19 protein-coding genes are annotated in these 23,310 nt (G+C 72.5%); 6 read left to right on the top strand and 13 right to left on the bottom strand.

Annotated features, from left to right (window positions below):
- Window positions 1-53 precede the first annotated feature (53 nt).
- Together paaK and ACYBSK_RS20355 are read left to right on the top strand one after the other, a co-directional pair.
- On the top strand, window positions 54-1,355 hold the full coding sequence (paaK, locus tag ACYBSK_RS20350) for a phenylacetate--CoA ligase PaaK (protein WP_460242758.1): 1,302 nt from the start codon (window positions 54-56) through the stop codon (window positions 1,353-1,355).
- Window positions 1,356-1,446: 91 nt separating this feature from the next.
- On the top strand, window positions 1,447-1,842 hold the full coding sequence (locus tag ACYBSK_RS20355) for a group I truncated hemoglobin (protein ID WP_460242759.1): 396 nt from the start codon (window positions 1,447-1,449) through the stop codon (window positions 1,840-1,842).
- 22 nt (window positions 1,843-1,864) lie between these two features.
- Here ACYBSK_RS20355 and ACYBSK_RS20360 read toward each other — a convergent pair whose 3' ends face one another.
- Window positions 1,865-3,379 (bottom strand): acyl-CoA synthetase, encoded by a 1,515-nt coding sequence (locus ACYBSK_RS20360; RefSeq protein ID WP_460242760.1) that lies wholly within the window; start codon window positions 3,377-3,379, stop codon window positions 1,865-1,867.
- 185 nt (window positions 3,380-3,564) lie between these two features.
- Here ACYBSK_RS20360 and ACYBSK_RS20365 point away from each other — a divergent pair, with 185 nt between their 5' ends.
- Entirely contained in the window at window positions 3,565-5,976 is a 2,412-nt protein-coding gene (locus ACYBSK_RS20365) for a penicillin acylase family protein (RefSeq protein WP_460242761.1), read from the top strand.
- A gap of 48 nt (window positions 5,977-6,024) precedes the next feature.
- Here the strand turns inward: ACYBSK_RS20365 and ACYBSK_RS20370 are convergent, their stop codons facing one another.
- Both ACYBSK_RS20370 and ACYBSK_RS20375 read right to left on the bottom strand, forming a co-directional pair.
- Window positions 6,025-7,575 carry an acyl-CoA synthetase gene (locus ACYBSK_RS20370; protein WP_460242762.1) on the bottom strand — a complete coding sequence of 517 codons (1,551 nt, stop codon included), beginning with the start codon at window positions 7,573-7,575 and terminating at the stop codon, window positions 6,025-6,027.
- 9 nt (window positions 7,576-7,584) lie between these two features.
- The gene (locus tag ACYBSK_RS20375; protein ID WP_457478603.1) at window positions 7,585-8,685 is read right to left on the bottom strand and encodes an NAD(P)H-dependent flavin oxidoreductase; all 1,101 of its coding nucleotides are present in this window, start codon (window positions 8,683-8,685) and stop codon (window positions 7,585-7,587) included.
- Between the two features lie 169 nt (window positions 8,686-8,854).
- On the opposite strand from ACYBSK_RS20375, the gene ACYBSK_RS20380 reads away from it, so the two are divergent.
- Window positions 8,855-10,660: a serine hydrolase domain-containing protein gene (locus tag ACYBSK_RS20380; RefSeq protein WP_460242763.1), complete on the top strand. Its 1,806-nt coding sequence runs from the start codon at window positions 8,855-8,857 to the stop codon at window positions 10,658-10,660.
- A 72-nt stretch (window positions 10,661-10,732) separates the two neighbouring features.
- On the opposite strand, the gene ACYBSK_RS20385 is transcribed toward ACYBSK_RS20380, so the two are convergent.
- Genes ACYBSK_RS20385 through ACYBSK_RS20395 form a run of 3 tightly spaced genes read right to left on the bottom strand, consistent with a single transcriptional unit; the run spans window position 10,733 to window position 15,562 of the window.
- Complete coding sequence (locus tag ACYBSK_RS20385; RefSeq protein ID WP_460242764.1) at window positions 10,733-12,292, bottom strand: phytoene desaturase family protein; 1,560 nt, start codon at window positions 12,290-12,292, stop codon at window positions 10,733-10,735.
- Window positions 12,293-12,340: 48 nt separating this feature from the next.
- Window positions 12,341-14,653, bottom strand: a complete 2,313-nt coding sequence (locus ACYBSK_RS20390; RefSeq protein WP_460242765.1) for a serine/threonine-protein kinase — start codon at window positions 14,651-14,653, stop codon at window positions 12,341-12,343.
- A gap of 18 nt (window positions 14,654-14,671) precedes the next feature.
- Window positions 14,672-15,562: an oxygenase MpaB family protein gene (locus tag ACYBSK_RS20395; RefSeq protein WP_460242766.1), complete on the bottom strand. Its 891-nt coding sequence runs from the start codon at window positions 15,560-15,562 to the stop codon at window positions 14,672-14,674.
- 151 nt (window positions 15,563-15,713) lie between these two features.
- Between ACYBSK_RS20395 and ACYBSK_RS20400 the strand changes: the two genes are divergently transcribed.
- A complete protein-coding gene (locus ACYBSK_RS20400) occupies window positions 15,714-16,754 on the top strand; it encodes an endonuclease/exonuclease/phosphatase family protein (protein ID WP_460242767.1) in 1,041 nt (346 codons plus the stop codon).
- Here ACYBSK_RS20400 and ACYBSK_RS20405 read toward each other — a convergent pair.
- Together ACYBSK_RS20405 and ACYBSK_RS20410 are read right to left on the bottom strand one after the other, a co-directional pair.
- Entirely contained in the window at window positions 16,711-17,889 is a 1,179-nt protein-coding gene (locus ACYBSK_RS20405; RefSeq protein WP_460242768.1) for an acyl-CoA dehydrogenase family protein, read from the bottom strand. The genes ACYBSK_RS20400 and ACYBSK_RS20405 overlap by 44 nt on opposite strands.
- A 110-nt stretch (window positions 17,890-17,999) precedes the next feature.
- Window positions 18,000-18,455, bottom strand: a complete 456-nt coding sequence (locus ACYBSK_RS20410; protein WP_457478610.1) for a ferredoxin — start codon at window positions 18,453-18,455, stop codon at window positions 18,000-18,002.
- 216 nt (window positions 18,456-18,671) lie between these two features.
- Between ACYBSK_RS20410 and ACYBSK_RS20415 the strand changes: the two genes are divergently transcribed.
- Window positions 18,672-19,004 (top strand): DUF3040 domain-containing protein, encoded by a 333-nt coding sequence (locus tag ACYBSK_RS20415; RefSeq protein ID WP_457478611.1) that lies wholly within the window; start codon window positions 18,672-18,674, stop codon window positions 19,002-19,004.
- Here ACYBSK_RS20415 and ACYBSK_RS20420 read toward each other — a convergent pair.
- The 5 genes from ACYBSK_RS20420 to ACYBSK_RS20440 form a co-directional block, all read right to left on the bottom strand.
- On the bottom strand, window positions 18,949-19,743 hold the full coding sequence (locus tag ACYBSK_RS20420; protein WP_460242769.1) for a cytochrome c oxidase assembly protein: 795 nt from the start codon (window positions 19,741-19,743) through the stop codon (window positions 18,949-18,951). The genes ACYBSK_RS20415 and ACYBSK_RS20420 overlap by 56 nt on opposite strands.
- Window positions 19,740-20,234 carry a DUF2243 domain-containing protein gene (locus ACYBSK_RS20425; protein ID WP_457478613.1) on the bottom strand — a complete coding sequence of 165 codons (495 nt, stop codon included), beginning with the start codon at window positions 20,232-20,234 and terminating at the stop codon, window positions 19,740-19,742. Before ACYBSK_RS20425 ends, ACYBSK_RS20420 begins: the two co-directional genes overlap by 4 nt.
- Window positions 20,231-21,424 (bottom strand): zinc-dependent alcohol dehydrogenase, encoded by a 1,194-nt coding sequence (locus ACYBSK_RS20430; protein ID WP_457478614.1) that lies wholly within the window; start codon window positions 21,422-21,424, stop codon window positions 20,231-20,233. The genes ACYBSK_RS20425 and ACYBSK_RS20430 overlap by 4 nt, the downstream gene beginning before the upstream one ends.
- Before the next feature lie 90 nt (window positions 21,425-21,514).
- Complete coding sequence (locus ACYBSK_RS20435) at window positions 21,515-22,087, bottom strand: hemerythrin domain-containing protein (protein ID WP_460242770.1); 573 nt, start codon at window positions 22,085-22,087, stop codon at window positions 21,515-21,517.
- An 88-nt stretch (window positions 22,088-22,175) separates the two neighbouring features.
- The gene (locus ACYBSK_RS20440; RefSeq protein ID WP_457478616.1) at window positions 22,176-23,309 is read right to left on the bottom strand and encodes an enolase C-terminal domain-like protein; all 1,134 of its coding nucleotides are present in this window, start codon (window positions 23,307-23,309) and stop codon (window positions 22,176-22,178) included.
- Between the last annotated feature and the right edge of the window lies 1 nt (window position 23,310).

The raw sequence follows: 23,310 nt of genomic DNA on the forward strand, positions 1-23,310 counted from the left end.
TGAATTACTGATCACCAGCAGGGCAACCGAATGATCGGTCGGGAGTGCGTGCGATGGCGTCGATGGCGACGGACTGGCGGGACGAGGGCGAGCGGCTGGGCGCAAAGGAGCTGCGCGCGCTGCAACGGGATCGGCTGCGCCGGACGCTCCACCGGGTCTACGAGCGGGTGCCGTTCTACCGCGAGGCGTTCGACAAGGCGGGCGTCCGGCCCGAGGACTGCGGGAGCCTGGCGGACCTGGCGCGCTTCCCGTTCACGACCAAGGCGGACCTGCGGGACACCTACCCCTTCGGGATGTTCGCCGTGGAGCAGTCCGAGGTGCGCCGGCTGCACGCGTCGAGCGGGACGACGGGCACACCCACCGTCGTCGGGTACACCGAGGCCGATCTGTCGATGTGGTCGGACATGGTGGCGCGGGCGATCCGCGCGGCGGGCGGACGGCCGGGGCACAAGGTCCATGTGGCGTACGGGTACGGCCTGTTCACCGGCGGGCTCGGCGCGCACTACGGGGCGGAGCGGCTCGGCTGCACGGTCATTCCGGCGTCCGGCGGCATGACGTCGCGGCAGGTCCGGCTGATCGTGGACCTCGAACCCGAGATCATCATGGTGACGCCCTCGTACATGCTGACCCTGCTCGACGAGTTCGAGCGGCAGGGTGTCGATTCGCGCGCCACCTCCCTGAAGGTCGGCATCTTCGGCGCGGAGCCGTGGACCGAGGAGATGCGGCGCGAGATCGAGGAGCGGGCCGGGATCGACGCGGTCGACATCTACGGCCTGTCCGAGGTGATGGGGCCGGGCGTGGCCCAGGAGTGCGTGGAGACCAAGGACGGGCTGCACATCTGGGAGGACCACTTCTACCCGGAGGTCGTCGACCCGGTCACGGGCGAGGTGCTGCCGGAGGGCGAGCACGGCGAGCTGGTGTTCACGTCGCTGACGAAGCAGGCGCTGCCGATCGTCCGCTACCGCACGCGGGACCTGACGCGGCTGCTGCCGGGGACGGCGCGGCCCGCCTTCCGGCGCATGGAGAAGATCACCGGGCGCAGCGACGACATGGTGATCCTGCGGGGCGTGAACCTGTTCCCCACGCAAGTGGAGGAGATCGTGCTGCGCACGCCGGGCGTCGCCCCGCACTTCCAGCTTCGCCTCACCCGCGAGGGCCGGATGGACGCGCTCACCGTGCGGGCCGAGGCCCGGCCGGACGCGACGCCGCGGGAGCGGGACGCGGCGGCGCGGGCGATCGCGGCCGGGATGAAGGACGGCGTGGGGGTCTCGGTGGCCGTCGAGATCGTCGAACCGGAATCGCTGGAGCGGTCGGTGGGCAAGATCAAGCGGATCGTGGACGAGCGGAAGCGTTGATCCGGCCTACACCACACGCCGTATGAAGGTTCACACGGATGTTCGTACGTATCCGGTGACCCGGTGGCCACGGCCACTTACGCTCAGCAACATGACTGAACCTTCATCCAACTCGCCCATGAACGAAGGCGGTTCGAGCCTTTTCGAGCAGATCGGCGGCGCCAAGGCGGTCAGAGTGGTCGTGGACCTGTTCTACGACAAGGTCCTCGCCGACCCCCGGCTGTCGCACTACTTCACGGACATCGGCATCGAGGGCCTGAAGGACCATCAGCGCCTCTTCATCGGACAGGCGTTGGGCTCCGCCGAGCCGTACACGGGCCGCGCCCTGGCCCAGGCCCATGCCCATCTGGGCGTCACGGACGACGCCTTCGACCGGGTCGTCGAGCACCTCGGGGCCGCACTCTCCGACGCCGGGGTCGACGAGGAGACGATCGGCACGATCGCCGGAGCGCTGGGTCCCTTACGCAAGGACATCGTCACCGCCTGATCCCCGCTCGCGCGGGAGGGGATCAGGCGAAGCGGTCGCGCAGCTCCCGTTTGAGGATCTTGCCGGAGGCGTTGCGCGGGAGCTCGTCCACGAACACGATGCGCTTCGGCGCCTTGAAGTGGGCGAGCTTCTCGCGTGCGTGGGCGAGGAGTTCGTCCTCGGTGGCGCTGGTGTCCGCGCCCCGCACCACGAACGCCGTGACCGCCTCGATCCACCGCTCGTCGGGCAGCCCGACCACGGCCGTCTCGGCGACGGCCGGGTGGGTGTAGAGGGCGTCCTCCACCTGGCGCGAGGCGACGAGCACGCCACCGGAGTTGATGACGTCCTTCACCCGGTCGACGACCGTGAAGTAGCCCTCGGCGTCCCGCACCGCGAGGTCGCCGGAGCGGAACCAGCCGTCGCGGAAGGCCTGTGCGGTCTCCTCCGGCTTGTCCCAGTAGCCGTCGCAGAGCTGCGGCGAGCGGTAGACGACCTCGCCGGGCGTGCCGTCGGGCACGTCCTTGCCCTCGTCGTCGACGATCTTCGCCTCGACGAACAGCACGGGCCGCCCGCACGAGTCCATCCGCCCCTCGTGCTCGTCGGGGCCGAGGACGGTGGCGAGCGGTCCGATCTCGCTCTGTCCGAAGCAGTTGTAGAAGGCGAGACCGGGCAGCCGGTCGCGCAACCGTTGGAGGACCGGGACCGGCATGATCGACGCGCCGTAGTACGCCTTGCGCAGTCCGCTCAGGTCGCGGGCGGCGAAGGCGGGGTGCTGGGAGAGCCCGATCCACACCGTGGGCGGAGCGAACAGGCTGTCGGCCTCCCCCGCCTCCACCAGGTCGAACACCGGGTCGGCGGCCGGCGCGTCGAGGATCGTGTTCGTGGCGCCCACCGCCAGGTACGGCAGCAGGAAGACGTGCATCTGCGCCGAGTGGTACAGCGGCAGCGCGTGCACCGGGCGGTCCGTCTCCTTGAGGTCGAGCGCGTGGATGGCGCTCACGTACTCGTGGACGAGCGCGCGGTGCGTCATCCGGGCGCCTTTGGGCAGCGCCGTGGTTCCGGAGGTGTAGAGCAGCTGCGCGAGGTCGTCGGCGCCCGGCACCTCCCCGTCGTGGGGCGCACCGGCCGGGAGCCGCGCGAGCAGCGAGTCGTCGGCGTCGCGCAGCGCCATGACGCGCACGTCGCCCGGGAGCCGGTCCGCGAGGTCCGGGTCGGCGAGAACGAGGGCGGCGCCGGACTGCCGCACGATGTACGCGAGGTCGTCCCCGGTGAGGTTCTGGTTGACGGGGACGTGCACGAGGCCCGCGCGGGCGCAGGCGAGGAACCCGATCAGATACGCGTCCGAGTTGTGCCCGTAGGCCCCTACGCGGTCACCGGCCGCGAGCCCTTCGGCGCGCAGCACCCCGGCCGCGCGGGACACGGCGTCGTCGAGTTCCTCGTACGTCCACGAGCGCGCCCCGTACCGCAGGGCGACGCGTGCCGGGGTGCGGCGGGCGCTGCGGCGCAGGACTCCGTCGACGGTGCTGCTGGCGGCATGGGCGGCCGGTGACCTCGTCATGGCGTGATCCTGTGCGGTGGCGGGCGCGGGGTCAAGGTGGTGGTGCGGGGTGTTCCGTGGTGTGCCGTGCTCCGCGCCGGAGGCGGGGCGCGGGACAGCGCCTGCCTCGCCCCACTGCTGTTGATACGCTCAACGGCGCCTCTTCCCGCTCAACCGACTCTGCCCGCACCGCAGTTGGGAGCACGATGCGCACACGTCCGGGACACAGACGCCTCGCGGCCCTCGGGGTCGCCCTGTTGACCGCGCTCACCGGGACGGCCTCGGTGTCGTCCGCCGCGGCCGAGCGCGGGGAGCATCCGCGCGGCGGCGGGCTGTCCGCCACCATTCGGTACACCGAGTACGGGATCCCGCACATCGTCGCCAAGGACTACACGAACCTCGGCTTCGGCACGGGGTGGGCGCAGGCCGCCGATCAGGTGTGCGCGCTCGCCGACGGGTTCGTGACCCTGCGCGGGGACCGGTCGCGGTTCTTCGGTCCCGACGCGGCGCCGGACGGCTCGTTGTCGTCGGCCACCAAGAACCTGTCGAGCGACCAGTACTTCCGGGGTGTCCGCGAGGCGCGCACCGTGGAGAAGCTGCTCACCGTCGCCGCGCCCGCGGGTCCGAGCCGGGCGTCGAAGGACGCGATGCGCGGCTGGGCCGCCGGGTACAACGCGTGGCTGAAGCAGAACCGGATCACCGACCCGGCGTGCAAGGGCGCCGACTGGGTGAGGCCCGTGACGGAGCTGGACGTGGCGACGCGCGGGTTCGCGCTCGCGGTGCTCGGCGGGCAGGGACGCGGCATCGAGGGCATCGCGGCCGCGCAGCCGCCCGCCCCGGGAACGGCGCAGAAGCAGCCCGACAAGGCTGACACGGCCGACGCCGCACGCGAGTTGTTCGCCCAGGACTCCTCCGACATGGGGTCGAACGCGGTGGCGTTCAGCGGCGCGGTGACGGCGAACAAGCGAGGGCTGCTGCTCGGCAATCCGCACTATCCGTGGCAGGGAGGCCGCCGGTTCTGGCAGTCGCAGCAGACGATCCCCGGTGAACTGAACGTCATGGGAGGCTCGTTGCTCGGCACCACCGGCATCTCCATCGGCCACAACGCGCACATCGCGTGGAGCCACACGGTCGCGACGGGTGTCACGCTCAATCTGCACCAGCTGACCCTCGACCCCTCCGACCCGACGACGTACCTCGTCGACGGGAAGAAGGAGAGGATGACCGAGCGGTCCGTGACCGTTCCCGTCAAGGGCGGCCCCGACGTCACCCGCAGCCAGTGGTGGACCCGCTACGGCCCGGTCGTGACGAACCTCGGGGCGCAGCTGCCCCTGCCCTGGACCGCCACCACGGCGTACGCCCTCGGCGACCCGAACGCGGTCAACCTGCGCGCCGCCGACACGGCACTGGGCTTCAGCAAGGCGCGGTCGACGGACGGCGTCCTCGCGGCGCTGCGCCGCACGCAGGGCCTGCCGTGGGTGAACACGATCGCCGCGGACTCGCGGGGTCACTCGCTGTTCACGCAGTCGCAGGTGCTGCCCCGCATCACCGACGACCTCGCGGCGCGCTGCTCGACGCCGCTCGGCAAGGTGACGTACCCGTCGTCGGGCGTGGCGGTCCTCGACGGTGCGCGGGGTGACTGCGCGCTCGGCAGGGACAAGGACGCCGTGCAGGCGGGCATCTTCGGGCCGTCGCGGATGCCGGTGCTCAAGGACGCGCCGTACGCGGAGAACTCCAACGACAGCGCCTGGCTCGCCAACGCGGACCGGCCGCTCACCGGCTACGAGCGGGTCTTCGGGACCATCGGCACGCAGCGTTCGATGCGTACGCGCGGCGCACTCGAGGACGTCGCCGCGATGGCGGACAAGGGCCGTCTGACGGTCGCGGACCTTCAGAAGCAGCAGTTCGCGAACCGCGCGCCGGCCGGTGACCTGACGGCGGCGGACACCGCGAAGGCGTGCGCCGCGCTGCCGGGCGGTACCGCAACGGGCAGCGACGGCCGGGCCGTTGACGTGTCGAAGGCCTGCGGCGTGATCGGCGCGTGGGACCGCACCATGGACACCGACAGCCGGGGCGCCCTGCTCTTCGACCGGTTCTGGCGGAAGCTGACGGCGGCCGTGCCCGTGGCGCAGCTGTGGAAGGTGCCGTTCTCGGCGGCCGACCCGGTGCGCACGCCGAACACGCTGAACACGCAGGCGCCCGGCTTCGCGACGGCGCTCGCCGACACGGTGGCCGAACTGCGCGCCGCGAACATCCCGTTGGACGCGAAGCTCGGCGACCACCAGTTCGTGACGCGCGGCGGCGAGCGCATCCCGGTGCACGGCGGCACGGAGTCGCTCGGCGTGTGGAACAAGGTGGAGCCGGTGTGGAACGCGGCGGGCGGCGGCTACACCGACGTCACGACCGGGTCGAGCTACATCCAGGCGGTCGGCTGGGACGGCGGGCGCTGCCCGGTGGCGCACACCCTCCTGACGTACTCCCAGTCCTCGAACCCGAATTCCGCGCACTTCAGCGACCAGACCCGGCTCTACTCGCAGAAGAAGTGGGTCAAGGAGCGCTTCTGCGAGAGCGACATCCTCGCGTCGCCCTCGCTGAAGGTGGTGCGGGTGCGCAGCTGACCCGCGCGGGCCGGGGCGGTCCCGATCCCGGGGCGCCCCGGCCCGGCCTCAGACCGCCCTGGTCCGGCCCTCCCAGTACGGGTCGCGAAGGCGCCGCTTGTAGAGCTTGCCGTTGGGGTCGCGGGGCATCGTCTCGATGAAGTCGACGCTCTTCGGCCGCTTGTAGCCCGCGAGTTGGGTCTCGCAGTGGGCGAGGATCTCGGCGGCGAGCGCGTCGCCCGCCTCGCGGCCCTCCGCGACCTCGACGACCGCCTTGACCTCCTCGCCCCAGTCGTCGTGCGGGATGCCGAACGCGGCGGCGTCGGCGACGGCGGGGTGGGTGAGGAGCGCGGACTCGATCTCGGCGGGGTAGATGTTGACGCCGCCCGAGATGATCATGTCGATCTTGCGGTCGCGCAGGAACAGATAGCCGTCCTCGTCGAGGAGGCCCAGGTCGCCGACGGTGAAGAAGTCCCCGATGCGGTTCTTCTTCGTCTTGCCCTCGTCCTTGTGGTACGAGAATCCGCCCGTCTTCATCTTCATGTACACGGTGCCGAGTTCGCCGGCGGGCAGCGGGTTGCCGTCGTCGTCGTAGATCGCCAGCTCGCTGATGGGCCAGGCCTTGCCGACCGTGCCCGGCTTCTTCAGCCAGTCCTCGGCGGTGGCGAACGCGCCGCCGCCCTCGCTCGCCGCGTAGTACTCCTCGACGCAGGTCCCCCACCAGTCGATCATTCCGCGTTTCACATGGTCGGGGCAGGGGGCGGCGCCGTGGATCGCGTGCCGCATTGAGGTGACGTCGTAGCGGTCCTTGACCTCCTGCGGGAGCGCGAGCAGGCGGTGGAACTGGGTGGGCACCATGTGCGTGTGGGTGCACTGGTGGGTGTCGATGAGGCGCAGCATCTCCTCGGGTGTCCACTTGTCCATCAGGACGACGGGGTGCCCGATGTTCAGGGCCGCGCCCGCGAACTGAAGGACCGCCGTGTGGTACAGCGGTGAGCACACGAGGGCCACGTTGCCGTCGAACGGCTTGATGCCGAAGATGCCGAGGAAGCCGCCGAGGTAGGCCTCTTCGGGGAGTTTGCCCTGGAGCGGGCGGCGGATGCCGCGGGGGCGGCCCGTGGTGCCCGACGTGTAGTTCATGACCCAGCCGAGGGTGCGGTCCGCGGGCGCTGACTCGTCCTGGCCGTCGAGGAGTTCGGCGTACGGGCGGAAGCTCGCGACGTCGCCGACCGCGTACCGGTGGCTGTCGGGCAGGCCCGCCTCGTCGGCGGCGGAGCGGGCCGCGTCGGCGAACCGCTCGTGCGCGATCAGCACCTTGGCGCCGGAGTCGGAGACGATCCAGGCGATCTCGGGGCCCACGAGGTGGTGGTTGACCGGGACGAGGTAGAAGCCGGCCTGCGAGGCGGCGAGGTAGGCGGTGAAGAACTCGACGCCGTTGGGGAGGACGACGGCGAAGGCGTCGCCCCGCTCCAGACCCGCGGCGCGCAGGCCGTGGACCATCCTGTTGGCGCTTGCGTGCAGGCGACCAGCCGTCCACGGCTCGCCGTCAGGGGCGGTCAGGACCGTGCGGTCGGGGTCGGCGGCGGCCTGCGCCCAGAAACCGTTGGGGGGTGTGCTCATGGTCGTCACTCACCGTCCTGCGATCTTGTTGATGCGGTCGATCGCCTTCTCGAAGCCGCGCGTCAGGTCGTCGAAGACCGCCTGGACGCTGCGCTCCTCGTTCATCCGCCCCACGATCTGTCCCACGGGCGTGCCGAGCAGCGGCTCCACCTCGTACTTCTGGATCCGGGACACGGCCTCGGCGACGAGGAGGCCCTGCAACGGCATCGGCAGCGGTCCGGGGCCCGCCGGGTCGTCCCAGGCGTCGGTCCACTCGGTACGCAGCTGACGCGCGGGCTTCCCGGTCAGCGCGCGCGAGCGCACCGTGTCGCCGGAGCCGGCCGCGAGCAGCTTGCGGGTGACCGCGGGCGAGTGCATGTCGGCCTCGGTCGTCGTCAGCCACACCGAGCCCAGCCACACGCCCTGCGCGCCGAGTGCGAGCGCGGCCGCGATCTGCTGGCCGCTGCCGATGCCGCCCGCGGCGAGGACCGGCAGCGGGTCGACGGCCTCGACGGCCTCCGGGGTGAGCACCATGGAGGCGATCTCGCCGGTGTGGCCGCCAGCCTCGTAGCCCTGCGCGACGACGATGTCGATGCCCGCGTCGGCGTGCTTGCGGGCGTGCCGGGCGCTGCCCGCGAGCGCGGCGACGAGGACGTCGTGCTCGTGGGCGCGTGCGATGACGTCGGCGGGCGGCGAACCGAGCGCGTTGGCGAGCAGTCTGATCGGGTAGTCGAAGGCGACGTCGAGCTGGCTGCGGGCGACCTGTTCCATCCAGCCGGTGATGCGCCAGCCGGACGCCTCACCCTCGGCGAGTTCCGGGACGCCGTACTTGGCGAGGGTGTCCCGGACGAACTGCCGGTGGCTCTCCGGGATCATCGCCTCGATGTCGGCCTCGGTGACGCCTTCGACCTTCTTGGCGGGCATTACGACGTCGAGACCGTAGGGCCTGCCGTCGGCGTGCGCGTGCAGCCAGTCGAGGTCGCGTTTGAGTTCGTCGGGTGCCGTGTAGCGGACCGCGCCGAGCACGCCGAAGCCTCCGGCCCTGCTGATGGCCGCGGCCACCGCAGGGAACGGCGTGAAGCCGAAGACGGCGTGCTCGATCCCCAGTTTCTTGCTCAGCTCCGTCTGCATGCGCGCAGGATGCCGCAGCGCGCCGGACGACGGAAGGGGTTTTCTGATGCAGCGTCAGATTCTTCACGGCGCGGTCATGCCGCACGGGTGTTGACACGAGGCACCGCTGACAGAGAAGTTTCATCCGACTCGGTAGATCCCGAAAGAATTTTTCAGGAGGGCCTCGTCCATGAGCGGAGCACGCGAAGCAGCGGACAGACCGGACGCGGGCGCGGCGGTGTCCGGCCCCACCCGGCGCCAAGTGGGCGCGGCGGGCCTCGCGTTGGGCGGCGCCCTGGCCCTCGCCCCCTTCCCCGCGGGCCCCGCGGCGGCGGCCGCTCCGGCCCGCCCCACCCTGCGGCGCGGCTCCCCCGAGCGCGCCGGTCTGCTCGCGGGCCATCTGCGCCAGCTCGTCGCCGACGCGGAGAAGTACCTCGGCACCTTCCCCGGCGGCCCCAAGCACCCCTGGTACGCGGGCGCGGTGCTGCTCGCGGGCCGCGGCGGCACGGTCGCGCTGCACCAGCCGATCGGCAAGGCGGTCCGGTACTCGCACTACGACGACACGACGGACACGGGCATCGAGTTCCCGGCCGAGCAACAGATCGACATGGCCGACGACACGGTCTTCGACCTGGCCTCGATCTCCAAGCTGTTCACATCGATCCTCGCCGTCCAGGAGATCGAGCGCGGGACGCTGGAGCTGGAGGCGAAGGTCGTCTCGTACCTGCCGGAGTTCACCGGCGGCGGCAAGCAGGACGTCACGGTCCGCCAACTCCTCACCCACACCTCCGGGTTCCGGCCCTTCATCGCGTTCTACAAGGAGCCTGGACAGGACGCGCGTCTCGCCCTGCTGTGGAAGGAGGCGCTGCTCAATCCGGCGGGCACCACGTACCTCTACTCGGACCTCAACCTGATCACGCTGCAACTGGTCGTCGAGAAGCTCACCGGGAAGACCCTGGACGTGCTGCTGGCCGAGCGGATCACGCGGCCGCTCGGCATGACCCGCACCCGCTACAACCCGCCCGCCTCCTGGAAGCCGAAGGTCGCGGCGACCGAGGACGCCCGCGCGCCGTGGTCGGGGCTCGACCGGGGTCTGGTGTGGGGCGAGGTGCACGACGAGAACGCGTACGCGTTCGGGGGCGTCGCGGGGCACGCGGGCGTGTTCTCCTGCGCGTGGGACATGGCGGTGCTCGGCCGGGCGCTCCTCAACGGCGGCGTCTACGGCAAGGCCCGGATCCTGTCGCGGAAGTCGGTGGACCTGATGTTCACCAACTTCAACACCGACTTCCCCGGCGACGAGCACGGTCTCGGCTTCGAGCTCTACCAGCACTGGTACATGGGCGCGATGGCGACGCCGCGCTCGGCGGGCCACACCGGGTTCACCGGCACCTCGCTCGTCCTCGACCCCACGACCGACTCCTTCCTCATCGTCCTCGGCAACTCCGTGCACCCCGTGCGCACATGGCGATCCGGTTCCGCTCCCCGGGTCGCCGCGGGCACCAACATGGCGCGCGCGGTCGCCGTGCGGCCGCGGGCGGGGCGCACCGCCTGGTTCTCGGGCATGGCCAGCGCCACGTCGGCGACGCTGACCCTGCCGGACCTGCGCCTGGCGTCCCCTCGGGCGCGGCTCTCCTGCGACCTGTGGTGGGACACCGAGCCGCACTCCGACTTCCTGTTCCTGGAGGCGTCCACGGACGGGGGCTCGGCGTGGCAGCCGCTGCCGTTCACCACGGACCGCTCCGGCGCCCACCCCTCCGGCGCGGTCGACGGCTACGCCGACCGCACCTGGCACCGCCTCACCGCCGACCTCGCCCCCTACGCCTCCGCGCCGCTCCGCCTGCGCTGGCGCTACGCGACGGATCAGCTGTACGTGGGCCGGGGCGCCTACGTCGACGGCATCCGCGTCCTCGACGGCGCCACGGTGGTCTTCGACGATGCGCGCCCGGCGGACTCGTCCCGCATCGAGGCGAAGGGCTGGACGGCGTCACGGGACTGAAGCGGGGCCCGGCCCAATTCAAGCCCCTTCCGCGATTGAGGAGCGGGGTCCGGGGCGGAGCCCCGCGGCCGGTCAGCGGCCGAGCACGGCCATCGCGGCGTTGTGCCCCGGAACCCCGCTGACCCCGCCGCCCCGCACGGCCCCCGCCCCGCACACCCACACGTTCGCGTACCCGGTCTCCACACCCCACCGTCCGCCGTCCTCGGCCCCGTACGGAAACGACAGCTCTCGGTGGAAGATGTTCCCGCCGGGCAACCGCAGCTCCCGCTCCAGATCGAGCGGTGTCTTCGCCTCGATGCACGGCCGTCCCTCCGCGTCCTGGGCGAGACACTCCTCGATCGGCTCGTCGAGACACGCGTCGAGCTGGGCGAGCGTCGACGCGAGCAGTTCGTCGCGCACCCGCTCGTTGTCCTCCTCGAAGAGCCGCGCGGGCGTGTGCAGCCCGAACAGCGTGAGCGTCTGATAGCCGCGTTCGACCAGCTCCGGGGCGAGGATCGTGGGGTCGGTCAGCGAGTGGCAGTAGATCTCCGAGGGCGGCGCGCTCGGCAGGGCGCCGGAGGCCGCCTCGGCGTACGCGGCCGCCAACTGGCCGTACCCTTCGGCCACATGGAACGTCCCGGCGAACGCCTCCCGGGGATCGACGGCGGTGTCCTTCAGCCTCGGCAGCCGCTTCAGGAGCATGTTGACCTTGAGCTGGGCGCCCTCCGCGGGAGCCGGCGGGGCGTCACCGGTCAGCCGGGCGAGTTCCTGCGGCGAGGCGTTGACGAGGACGTGCCGCGCGGCGACCGTGCCCTCGGTGTCGGCGGTCCGGTACGTGACCTCGGCGTGCGCGCCGTCCGACGCGATACGGGTCACCTCGTGCCCGGTGACCAGGTCGGCGCCGGCCGAGCGCGCCGCGGCGGCGAGCGCGTCGGTGAGGGCTCCCATGCCGCCGACGGGGACGTCCCAGTCACCCGTGCCGCCCCCGATCACGTGGTAGAGGAAGCAGCGGTTCTGGGCGAGGGAGGCGTCGTGGGCGTCGGCGAACGTGCCGATCAGGGCGTCCGTGAGGACGACGCCGCGCACCAGGTCGTCGGTGAAGTACCGCTCGATGCCGACGCCGATGGGGTCCTCGAACAGCAGCCGCCAGGCGTCCTCGTCGGCCACGCGGGACCGCAACGCCTCGCGTGTCGGAAGCGGCTCGGTGAGCGTCGGGAAGACGCGTTCGGCGACGCGGCGGGTCGTGTCGTAGAAGCGGGACCAGGACGCGTACTCCCGCTCGCCGCCCGTGAGGCGGCGGAACGCGTCGCGGGTGCGCGCCTCCCCGCCGCCGACGAGCAGCCCGGCCGGCCGGCCGTCGCGGACGGTCGGGGTGTAGGAGGACACGTCGCGCTTGCGTACGGCGAAGTCGAGCCCCAGATCGGCCACGATCTTCTTCGGCAGCAGGCTGACGAGGTACGAGTACCGGGACAGCCGGGCGTCGACGCCGGGGAACGGGCGGGTGGAGACGGCGGCGCCGCCGGTGGTGCCGAGCCGTTCGAGGACGGCGACGGACCGTCCGGCGCGGGCGAGGTAGGCGGCGGCCACCAGGCCGTTGTGGCCGCCGCCGACGACGACCGTGTCGTAGCGGTCGCGGAGATCGTGTGCGGTCATGGCCCTTGGTAGCACGCGCTCCGGGCGACGGACCAGAGGTCGGGCCGGTCAGCCGTGGTGCGCGCTCTGCTGGCGCAGCGCCGCTACCCGGCGGTACAGGGCCACCGCGTCGGCCGTGCGGCCGAGCTGCTCCAGGCAGTGCGCCTCGTCGTTGCGGCTGGCGAGGGTGCTGGGGTGGGACGCGCCGAGGACGCGCTCGCGGGCGGCGGCCACCGCGCGGTACTCGGCGAGGGCGTCCCGCCAGCGCCCCAGCCAGCCGAGGCCGACCGCGACCTCGCGGCGGCTGACCAGCGTGTCCGGGTGGTCGGCGCCGAGGATCCGCTGCCGGATCGCGCACACGTCGCGGGCCTCCGCGAGGGCCTCCTCCCAGCGGGCCATCCGGCCGAGGTTCACCCCGAGCCCGTGCCGGGCGCGCAGCGTCTCGGGGTGGTCGGGCCCGCTGACCCGCGTACGGTCGTCGATCAGGCCGCGGTACAGGGTCAGGGCGTCCGCGCTGCGGCCGAGGCGGCCGAGGCTGATGCCCATCTCGTAGCGGACGGCGAGGGTGTCCGGGTGGTCGGGGCCGAGGGCGCGGGTCCGCGAGCGGGCGACCTCCTGATAGGTGCGCAGGGCCTCGGTCCACCGCCCCAACTGGCCGAGCGTGTAGCCGACTTCGCAGCGGGTGACGAGCGTGTCGGGGTGGTCGTCGCCGAGGACGCGGGCGCGGGCGTCGGCGACCTCGCTCGCCATCCGGTAGGAGTCCTCCAGGCGGCCGAGGCGGCTGAGATTGAAGGCGAGGTTGTGGCGGCAGCGCAGCGTGTCCGGGTGCTCGGGCCCCATGGCGCGCTCGCGGGCGGCCAGCACCGCGGTGTACGCCTGGTGCGCCTCGAAGTGCCGCCCCAACTTCCCCAGCACGTAGGCGACTTCCTGGCGTGCGCCGAGCGTGTCGGGGTGGTCGGGTCCGAGGATCCGCTCGCGTCCTTCGACGACGCCGCGGTACTCGCGCAGCGCGTCCGCGGCGCGGCCCGTGCGGCTGAGCGTGAAGGCGACCTCGTAGCGGCTGGCGAGGGTGTCGGGGTGGTCGGGGCCGAGGGCGTGCTCCCGCTCGGCGGCGACGCCGCGGTGCACCTCGCCCGCCTCGGCCCAGCGTCCGAGCCGGCCGAGACTGAGACCCGCGTTGTGCCGGGAGACGAGGGCTGCGAGCAACTCCGGTGCGGGGGCCGGGCGTTGTTCGGTCTCCTGCGGGGTGGCGGTGGGGTCGGTGTCGCGCGGGATCCACTCGCCAGCGAGCCCCGCCGCGGAGTCCGGGGGCGTGACGCGCGGGCCGGGGCTGCCGGTGGCCTTGTGGCCGGTGGTCATGCCGCGGGTCCAGGACGGCAGTCGCGGCTCGCGGGGCTCGGGCGCGGACGACCCGTGCGCGGACCGCTCGGGCGCCTGCCGCTCGCGCACCGGGGACTCGGCACGCGGCAGGACCGGCAGGGTCCGCACCGTCGGCACGTACGTCCCCCGGCCCGCGCGGGCGCCCTGCGTGATTCTCCGCCCCAGTTCGCGGGCGTCGCGCGGGCGGTCGTCGGGGTCCTTGGCGAGCAGGTCCCGGATGATCCGGTCGAGGTAACCGGGCAGGTCGGGGCGGCGGTCGCGTGGCGCCTCGGGCACGGTGTCGCGGTGGCCGACGAGAACGGCCCACGCGTCCGCGAGGTCGAACGGCGGTGCCCCGGTGGCCACTTCGTACAGCACGCAGCCCAGCGAGTAGAGGTCGCTGCGCTCGTCGACGTGGTCGCCGCCGATCTGCTCGGGCGACATGTAGTGCGGCGTGCCCATGGCGATGCCGGTGCCGGTGAGCCGGGCGGTGAAGCCGATGTCGTGGCCGAGGCGGGCGATGCCGAAGTCGCAGATCTTCGCGGTTCCGTCGCCGAGCCGCATGATGTTGGCGGGCTTCAGGTCGCGGTGCACGACGCCCTGTTCGTGGGTGTAGGCGAGGGCGGCGGAGACCTGCTCGGCCAGGTCGACGATCTCGTCGACGGGCAGCGGGTCGTGCCGGTTGTCGTCGAGGAGCTGGCTGAGGTTCTTGCCCTCCAGCAGCTCCATCACCAGGTACAGGATGCCCTCGTACTCGCCGAAGTCGTGGACGACGGTGATGCCGCGGTGCTGGAGCGCGGCGGCGACCCGCGCCTCCCTGCGGAAGCGCTCCCGCAGGATGCGGGTGAAGGACTGGTCGCGCTGCGGCCCGAGCGGCTTGAGGCACTTCACGGCGACGTGCCGCCCGAGCGACTCGTCGCGCGCCCGCCAGACCTCGCCCATGCCGCCGCGACCGATCAGGTCGAGCAGCCGGTACCGCCCGTGGATCAGCCTGACGTCCCGCGTCTCCCCCGCCTCTGGCATCTTCCGACGTCGCCCCCGTCAGCTCGCTCCGCCCTCCCCGGACCGTTCAAGTATGGCTTCCCATCTGTCGACTTTGTACGGGGCGGGACGGGTGTCGGCACCGAGTCTCCCCATCGCCCGCAGGATGTGCTTCGGCGGCAGTTGCCAGCGCACGCGGTCCGGGATCAGGCGCAGCGCGGTACCCGTGGCACGCAACCGGCGTGTCACGACCGCCGGTTCGGGGGCCCGTCTGCCGTACAGCTCGTGGGCGTACGGCGGCAGGGCGGCGTACGCCAGGTTGGCGACGCGCCGCCAGAGCGCCTCGCGCGCCGGGATCAACAGCGGGTGGGCGGGCGGCCGTTGCAGGAAGTCGTCGACGTCGCGGGCTTCGGGCCCGGCGGCCAGCTCGGGCCGCACCCGCGCGAAGTACTCCGCCAACTCGGCCTGGCTGCGCGGTACGTCCGCGGCGGCGAGCCCGACGAGCCGGGCGCTGGTGCGGTGCTCGGCGACGTACCGGTCGGCCTGCGCCTCGGTGAGCCGGAACCCGGAGCGGCGTGCGACGTGCAGATAGGAGTCGATCTCGGCGCAGTGCACCCACAGCAGCAGTCCGGGCTCGTCGACGCCGTACCGCTCCCCCGTGTCCGGGTCGACGGCGGACAGCCGCCGGTGGATGCCCCGCACCCGCGCACCCGCCTTCTCGGCGGCCTCAGTGGTCCCGTACGTGGTGGTGCCGACGAAGCCCGCGGTGCGCATGAGGCGCCCCCACGCGTCGCGCCGGAAGTCGGAGTTCTGCATGACGCCGCGCACGGCCCGCGGGTGCAGGGCCTGGAAGTACAGGGCGCGCACGCCCGCGATCCACATCATGGGGTCGGCGTGCAGCTGCCAGGTCACCGAGTCCGGGCCGAACAGTCCGGGGTCCGCCTCGCTCATGTCGCACCTCCTGGTCGCAGGGTACGCACCCGTGCGCGCTCGGCGGACGGCTCCGGAGGCAAAGGCAGAAGCGGAGGCGGAGGGCACGGAACCCGATCACCACGCCGATCGTCCTGATGGTCAAGGACACGGGGCGGGCGGACAGGGCGGCATGAGCGAGCGGACGAGCGACGGGACGGCCACGGCGGGCAGCGCGGACACCGCGGAGGTCCGTGCCCGCTCGCCCCGGCGGCGTGGCCGGGTGCTCACGGCGCTCGCCGTCCTGTCCGCGCTCGTCCTGCTCTTCCACCGGCAGGTGCCGAACACGCCGGGGCGGCTGGGGAGCCTGCTGGAGTCGTTCCTGCCGTGGTTCGGCATGGTCTCGGTGGCGGCCCTGCTGGTACTGGGGCTGGTGCGCCGCTCCCGGCTCGCGCTGCTGGCCCTGGTGCTTCCGGTCGCGGCGTGGACGTACCAGTTCGGCGGACCGTTGCTGCCCGCCCCCGGCCCGCACCACCTGGTCGTGGCGCAGCACAACGTCAGCGACGAGAACCCGGACCCGAGCGGCACGGCGCGCGCCCTCGCCCTGAACGAGCCGGATCTCATCGCCCTGGAGGAGCTGCTGCCGAAGGCCCGCCCCGCGTACGAACGCGCGCTCAAAGCGGGTTATCCGCACCACGCGGTGGTCGGCACGGTCGGGCTCTGGTCGAAGCATCCGCTCACCGGCGTCCGCGCGGCGGACATCAAGCCCGCCGGGATCACCGAGCCGTGGAACCGGGGCCTGCGGGCGGTGGCGGGGACGCCGTGGGGCGAGGTCGCGGTGTACGTCGCCCACCTGCCGTCGATCCGGCTCGGCGCGAGCGGTTTCGCCTCCCAGTGGCGGGACGAGAGCGCCCGGCGGCTCGGGGCGGAGGTCGCCGCCGAGCGGACGCCGGCCGTGCTCGTCCTCGGCGACCTCAACGCCACCGTCGACGACCGCGGCCTCGACCCACTGACCGGGCACCTGAACACCCCCGAACGCGGCGTCGCCTTCAGCTACCCCACCGCGTTCCCGGTGGCCCGCATCGACCAGGTCCTGGCCCGCTCGGCACGCGTGGTCGGCATCCGCACCCTCGCCGCCACCGACAGCGACCACCTTCCGGTGCTCGCGCGGATCACGCTGGACGATCCGGTCAGCGCCGCACCCTCGGCATCCCGAGCCCGATCCACGAGATGATCTCGCGCTGGATCTCGTTGTTGCCGCCGCCGAACGTGAAGATGACGGCCGAGCGGTAGCCGCGTTCCAGTTCGCCGTGGAGGACCGTCCCGGCACTGCCCTCCTTCAGGGCGCCGGCCGCGCCGACCACTTCCATGAGCCAGGCGTACGCGTCGCGGCGGGCCTCGGAGCCGTAGACCTTGACGGCGGAGGCGTCCTGCGGGAGGAGGGTGCCGTGCTGGACGGCGTTCACCATCTGCCAGTTGAGGAGCTTCATCGCGTCGAGTCGGGTGTGGGTCTGGGCGAGGCGCTTCCTGACCCAGCCGAGGTCGATGACGCGGCGGCCGTCGGCGAGCTTGGTGTCCATGGCCCAGCGCTGCACGTCGTGCAGGGCACGGATCGCCATGGTGCCGTGGGCGGCGAGGGTGACGCGTTCGTGGTTGAGCTGGTTGGTGATGAGGCGCCAGCCCTTGTTCTCGTCGCCGACGCGGCGGGAGACGGGGACGCGGATGTTCTCGTAGTAGCTCGCCGTGGTGTCGTGTGAGGCGAGGGTGTTGATGAGGGTGCAGGAGTAGCCGGGGTCGGACGTCGGCACGAGCAGCATCGTGATGCCCTTGTGCGCGGGCGCGTCCGGGTCCGTGCGGACGGCGAGCCAGACCCAGTCGGCCGTGTCGCCGTTGGTCGTCCAGATCTTCTGGCCGTTCACGAGGTACTCGTCGCCCTCGCGCACCGCGCGTGTCTTCAGCGCCGCGAGGTCGGTGCCCGCGTCGGGTTCGCTGTAGCCGATGGCGAAGTCGAGCTCGCCGGAGAGGATCCTCGGGAGGAAGTACTCCTTCTGTTCGTCGGTGCCGAACTGCATGATGGTCGGGCCGACCGTGTTCAGCGCCATCAGTGGCAGCGGCACGCCCGCCTGCGCGGCCTCGTCGAAGAAGATGAACTGTTCCATGGGGGTGAGCCCCCGGCCGCCGTACTCCTTCGGCCAGCCCACGCCGAGCCAGCCGTCGCCGCCGAGCCGGCGGACCGTCTCGCGGTAGAAGCGCTTCTGCGCGGCCGGGTCCTCGTAGCGCGCGTACGCGTTCTCGGGCACGAGTTCGGCGAAGTAGGCGCGCAGCTCGGTGCGCAACTGCTGCTGCTCGGGCGTGTATTCGAGGTGCACGGCCCCTCCTGGCGTTCCACTGCGTGGTTCCGGCGCGGACTTGACGGCGCACACAGTAGAACCCGTTCCAGAAATAGGGAATGCCCGGGACCGTGGGACCTGACGCGGTGTCAGCCGAGGGTGGCGAGGAAGTCCGTGCAGGCCCGCGCGCAGGCCCGGCACAGCTCGGCGCAGTCGGCCGCGTCGCGCGCGCGGTCGCAGGCGTGCGCGGCCTCCAGGGTGACGGCCCTGCACCACTCGACCTGGAGCCGCAGCCCGTACTCGTCCTGGTGCGCCTCCTCCGACAGCAGCCGGCAGGTCGCGTCGCACACCTCGACACTGAGCAGCAGCGCGCGCCGCAGGTCCTGCGGCGCGTCGGCCTTGTCGTCGCCCTGAGGGCCGTCGGGTTGCGCGGAGCCCTCGGGCGGCACCGCGCGCGCGGGACCGTGCACCTGCTGGGCGACGGGGCCCATGTCGGTGGAGCTCACCAACAGCGCGCAGGCGCGGGCGCATTCGGTGCAGGACTGCGCGCAGGCGAATCGGTCCTCGAGGAAGCGGACGAGGTCGTCCTTGGGTGGTTCGGTCATCAGGGCACGGTCGGCGCCCGTGGAATCCTCGGCGTGGAGTTGCGATTGCTTCGCCAGGGAGGTCACCGGCCCGGCTCCTTTCCAGGGGAGGTACGACTGTGGTGCGAGTAGCCGCATCGGCGGCCACCAAACCGCCCCGGTGCCCGCGAGCCCCGACCTGTCGGCGGCCGCGGGCCGTTACGGAACGCCCGCACCGGGCATTCGGGGGGAGAGGTGGTGACTGTGGACGACTTCCGGCTCTCGGCGTACGAGCGCAGGCTGCTCGGCGAGATCGAGACAGGGCTGAGCGCCGACCGCGAGCTGCGGCGCCTGCTGCGCCCGACCCTGCGTGAGCGGGTGCGCGCGCGGGTGGCCGCCGTCGTGCCCGAGGCGGTGCGGGCGCCGCACCCCGTGGTGGTGGCCGCGCTCGGCGGCGTGTCGATCGCACTGCTCCTGGTGGGCGCGAGGACTCAACAGCCCGCCGTGATCCGGGCGTTCGCCGTGACCTGGCCGCTCACCGCGTACCTGGCGTTCCGACTGGTGTGCCGGTGGTCGGCGGAGGAGCCGTGAGGCGTGCGTGGGCGCGGCCGGTCGCCCGCAGCCACTGGAGGCCGACGACGAGCGCGAGGGCGATCTCGACCGCGTCGCCGCCGTAGTACATGAGCAGCGACCCGGCCCGCACGTCGTGCGCGGCGAACACGGTCTCGCCTGAAACCCCGTGCGCATAGAGCGACTTGGCGAGGATGTTGTGCGCGGCGGAGGCGAGCACCAGCGTGGCGGCGCGCAGGCAGACGCGGCGGCCCGCCCCGTGCACGGGGTCGAGCGCGAGGACGCTCACGCTGAACAGCAGGCCCGCCGCGAAGACATGGACGTGCACGAGGGCGTCGAGCCAGGGCCGGTGGTGTGCCGCCGCGAACAGCGGGGTGCGGTAGAGCAGCCACAGGCCGCCGACGTCGAGGACCGCGGCGAGCGGCGGCCAGGTCGCGGCCCGCGCGAGGCGGGTGCGCACGCAGGACTTCAGGGCCCGGCGCGGCGGCGTCGGCAGGGCTCGCAGCGCCAGGGTCACCGGGCGGGCGCATGCGATCAGCAGTGGCGCCACCATCCCGGTGACCAGGTGCCCGGCCATGTGCACGGTGAACGGGCCGCCCGGCCACGGCTGGGCGACGGCCGCGCACAGCCCCGCCGCGCCGAGGCAGAACAGGGCGTCGCGGCGCACCGGCCACCGGTCGCCGCGCCCGCGCAGCGTCCGGGCCGCCGCCGCGTACAGCCACGCCGCGCTCAGGGCCGCCGCGACGACGGCCGCGGTCACCGGCGCGACCGGACGAGCAGCAGGGCGGCGGCCACGAGGAACAGCACCGCGATCACGTTCCACGTCCAGTCGTAGGGCGCGGTGTCGACGTGGTAGCGGATCTGGTGCAGGCCCATCAGCTTGTGCTGGACCGTGCCGTCGTAGAGCTGGAACGCCCCGAGCCCCGCGCAGGCGCCGCCCCACCACGCCGGGCGCAGCGGACCCGACCTGCGGCGCAGCCCCGCGTACACGAAGAGGCCCGCCACGATCGCGAACCAGCCGAAGGCGTGGAAGAGGCCGTCGGAGACGAGACCGGCGCCGGTGGTGGAGCGGTCGTAGAAGTGGTGCCAGTGCAGGAGTTGGTGGAAGACGGTCTCGTCGACGAACGCGGCGATGCCGACTCCGGTCAGGACGCCGCCCGTCACGGAGCCGGACCACAGGTGCGCGGCCGGCCCGGACGCCGCCGAGCCGCGCACCCGCCACCGCGTTCCGGGTTCCTTGATGTCCCTCACGGACGCATCAGCACCTTGACCGCGCCCTCCTGCTTCTTCTGGAACATCTCGTACGCGTGCGGGGCCTCGCCGAGCGGGACGTGGTGGGTGGCGAAGTCGTCGACGCCGAGCGGGTCGTCCTCGGTGAGCAGCGGCAGGATCTCCCCGGACCAGCGGCGCACATTGGCCTGGCCCATGCGGAGCTGGAGCTGCTTGTCGAACATCGTCATCAGCGGCAGCGGCGAGGCCATGCCGCCGTAGACGCCGCTGAGCGAGACGGTGCCGCCGCGCCGGACGAGCTGGATGGCGAGCCGCAGCGCCGCCAGCCGGTCGGCGCCTCCGGTGCGTTCGGCGAGCTTCGCGGACCAGGAGTGCGGGAGCAGTCCCGCGGCGGTCTGCGCGGTGCGGCCCAGCGGGCTGCCGTGCGCCTCGGTGCCGACCGCGTCGATCACGGCGTCCGGGCCGCGGCCCTTCGTCCTGTCCTTGATCGCCTCGACGAGGTCCTCCGCCTTGTCGTGGTCGCGCAGGTCGTACGTCTCCACTCCCCTGGCCCGCGCCCGGTCCAGCCGCTCGGTCACCAGGTCGACGCCGAAGACCCGGCCGGCGCCCTCGTGCAGGGCGACGCGGCAGGCCATGTCGCCGATGGGGCCGAGGCCGAGCACGGCGACGGTGCCGCCCTTCGGGACGTCGGCGTAGCGGACGGCCTGCCAGGCGGTGGGCAGCACGTCGGAGAGGTAGACGTAGCGGTCGTCGGGCGGGCCGTGCGGCACCTTGATGGGCCCGAACTGGGCCTGCGGCACGCGCAGGTACTCTGCCTGCGCGCCCGGCACCGCCCCGTAGAGCGAGGTGTAGCCGAACAGCGCGGCGCCGGTGCCCTGCTCGGTGACCTGCGTCGTCTCGCACTGGGTGGGCAGGCCCGCGTCGCACATCCAGCAGTGCCCGCAGGCGATCTGGAACGGTACGACGACCCGTTCGCCGGGGCGCAGGTCGGGCACCGCGTCGCCGACCTCCTCGACGATGCCCATGGGCTCGTGGCCGAGGATGTCACCGGGGTTCATGAACGGGGTGAGCACCTCGTACAGGTGCAGGTCCGAGCCGCACAGGCCGCTGGAGGTGATGCGGATGATCGCGTCGGTGGGCTGCTCGATCCGTGGGTCGGGAACGGTGTCCACCCGCACATCGCGCCGGCCCTGCCAGGTCACTGCCTTCATCGCGTTCTCCCTGTACGTGTCGTGCGTGCGGACGAAAGGGGTGCGGGGCGTCTTGGGTCCCGCCCCGCACCCCTCCTCGTACGCGATCGGTCAGGTGCTGCCGGTCACCTTGCGGATGGCGTCCCGGGTGCGGTCGACGACCGCGGCGACGGGGCCCGCCGCGAGGTTCTTGGCCGCGGTGTCCGTGCCGGGGTGCGGGCGCGTGGGCGCGACCGCCTCGGCGGCCTTCACGGCGCGGCCGAGCTGCTGGAGCTTCGAGCGGTCGGCGACCTCGTTGAAGTGGGCGAACTCGTAGCGTTCCTCGGCGTCCGCGTGCGCGAGGACGTCCTCGCGCAGAGCGGTGAACCTGTCGAGGAACTGCGGCGAGTCCGGATCCATCTCGTCGAGCTTGGAGAGGACCTTCTTGGCCTTCTCCTCCTCGTCGATCCGGTCCTTGACGACCTGTTCGCCGCCGTCGATGTTCTTGCTCGCGAAGGGGTGCACCACCTCCTCCTCGGCGGTCTCGTGCACCGCGAGCAGCCTCACCAGCTCGTGGAAGTACTCCTTGCGCTCTTCTCCCTTGCTGTTGGCCACCTCCTCGAACAGGGTGCGGATCCTGACGTGCTGCTGGAGCAACAGCTGCACCACGTCGTTGGGGTCCTTCGTGCCCTTGATCTGGGGCATGTCGTGTCCTTCGAGTCCTTGGTCTCGGGTGCGGAGCGTGCCGGGTACCCGGGCGGCCGACCGCTACGCGTGACCGGTTCGAGCCACTTCAGGCCACCCTGTACTCCTCGACTTCCTCGCTCCTGAGGACCAGCCCGTTGCCCGGTCCGTTCCGCCCCGGGTGGACCGCGCCGCCGGACGGGTCCAGGACTCCCGCGAAGAACATGGACTCCAGGCGGACGTGGTCGTGGAACCACTCGACGTGGCGCAGGTTCGGTACGGCGGCCGCGACGTCGGCGTGGGCGTGCGGGGCGCCGTGGGCCGAGACCTCCAGACCGTGGGCCTGGGCGAGGGCGGCGGCGCGCAGGAACTCCGTGATGCCGCCGCAGCGGGTGACGTCGACCTGGAGGCAGTCGACGGCGCCCGCGGCGATCATGCGGGCGAAGTACGGGAGGTCGTAGCCGTACTCGCCGGCCGTCACGTCGCACGGCACGGCGTCGCGGACGAGGCGCAGGCCGGTGAGGTCGTCGGAGGAGACCGGTTCCTCGAACCAGCCGACGCCGAGGGTGCCGAGCGCGTCGCCGACACGGACGGCCTGTTTGCGGTTGTAGCCGCCGCCCGCGTCGACGTACAGCTCGGCGTCCTCGCCGACGACCTGGCGGGCCCGCCGGACGCGTTGCAGGTCGCGCGGGACGGCCCGGCCGCAGGCCTCCCCGATCCTGATCTTCACCTGCGGGATGTGCTGGCCGTGCACCCAGCCGCTGAGCTGGGCCGCCAGGTGGCTGTCGTGGTACGTGGTGAAGCCGCCGCTGCCGTAGACGGGGACGGTGTCCCGGGCCGCGCCGAGGAGTCTGAGGAGGGGGAGGTCCATGAGGCGGGCCTTGAGGTCCCACAGGGCGAGGTCGACGGCGGAGATCGCGCAGGACGCGATGCCGGGGCGGCCCGCGTTGCGGATGCCCTGGCACTGGGCGACGTGCGCGGCGGGGACGTCGAAGGCGTCGCGTCCCTCGACGAGCGGGGCGAGTTGGTGGCGGACGACGTCGGCGGCGGCCGGGGGCGCGTAGGTCCAGCCGGTGCCGGTGACCCCGCTGGACCGGGCCTCGACGAAGACGATGGTCGTCGCGTCCCAGGCGAGGGTGGCGTCGGCCTCGGGCGCGTCGGTGGGGACCGTGTAGGCGCTGACGTCGAGGCGTTCCACGGGGAGGCAGACGGTGGTGGCCGGGGGCTTCAGGATGTCCGTCATG

The sequence above is a fragment of the Streptomyces sp. BYX5S genome, from assembly GCF_054724165.1.

What these genes read in the sequence shown, in the direction of transcription:
- ACYBSK_RS20355 (WP_460242759.1), top strand. Translation starts at nt 1,447, where the DNA reads ATGACTGAACCTTCATCCAACTCGCCCATGAACGAAGGCGGTTCGAGC.
- ACYBSK_RS20395 (WP_460242766.1), bottom strand. Translation starts at nt 15,562, where the DNA reads ATGAGCGAGGCGGACCCCGGACTGTTCGGCCCGGACTCGGTGACCTGG.
- ACYBSK_RS20375 (WP_457478603.1), bottom strand. Translation starts at nt 8,685, where the DNA reads ATGCAGACGGAGCTGAGCAAGAAACTGGGGATCGAGCACGCCGTCTTC.
- ACYBSK_RS20365 (WP_460242761.1), top strand. Translation starts at nt 3,565, where the DNA reads ATGCGCACACGTCCGGGACACAGACGCCTCGCGGCCCTCGGGGTCGCC.
- ACYBSK_RS20380 (WP_460242763.1), top strand. Translation starts at nt 8,855, where the DNA reads ATGAGCGGAGCACGCGAAGCAGCGGACAGACCGGACGCGGGCGCGGCG.
- paaK (WP_460242758.1), top strand. Translation starts at nt 54, where the DNA reads ATGGCGTCGATGGCGACGGACTGGCGGGACGAGGGCGAGCGGCTGGGC.
- ACYBSK_RS20390 (WP_460242765.1), bottom strand. Translation starts at nt 14,653, where the DNA reads ATGCCAGAGGCGGGGGAGACGCGGGACGTCAGGCTGATCCACGGGCGG.
- ACYBSK_RS20400 (WP_460242767.1), top strand. Translation starts at nt 15,714, where the DNA reads ATGAGCGAGCGGACGAGCGACGGGACGGCCACGGCGGGCAGCGCGGAC.
- ACYBSK_RS20370 (WP_460242762.1), bottom strand. Translation starts at nt 7,575, where the DNA reads ATGAGCACACCCCCCAACGGTTTCTGGGCGCAGGCCGCCGCCGACCCC.
- ACYBSK_RS20410 (WP_457478610.1), bottom strand. Translation starts at nt 18,455, where the DNA reads ATGACCGAACCACCCAAGGACGACCTCGTCCGCTTCCTCGAGGACCGA.
- ACYBSK_RS20440 (WP_457478616.1), bottom strand. Translation starts at nt 23,309, where the DNA reads ATGACGGACATCCTGAAGCCCCCGGCCACCACCGTCTGCCTCCCCGTG.
- ACYBSK_RS20435 (WP_460242770.1), bottom strand. Translation starts at nt 22,087, where the DNA reads ATGCCCCAGATCAAGGGCACGAAGGACCCCAACGACGTGGTGCAGCTG.
- ACYBSK_RS20360 (WP_460242760.1), bottom strand. Translation starts at nt 3,379, where the DNA reads ATGACGAGGTCACCGGCCGCCCATGCCGCCAGCAGCACCGTCGACGGA.
- ACYBSK_RS20430 (WP_457478614.1), bottom strand. Translation starts at nt 21,424, where the DNA reads ATGAAGGCAGTGACCTGGCAGGGCCGGCGCGATGTGCGGGTGGACACC.
- ACYBSK_RS20385 (WP_460242764.1), bottom strand. Translation starts at nt 12,292, where the DNA reads ATGACCGCACACGATCTCCGCGACCGCTACGACACGGTCGTCGTCGGC.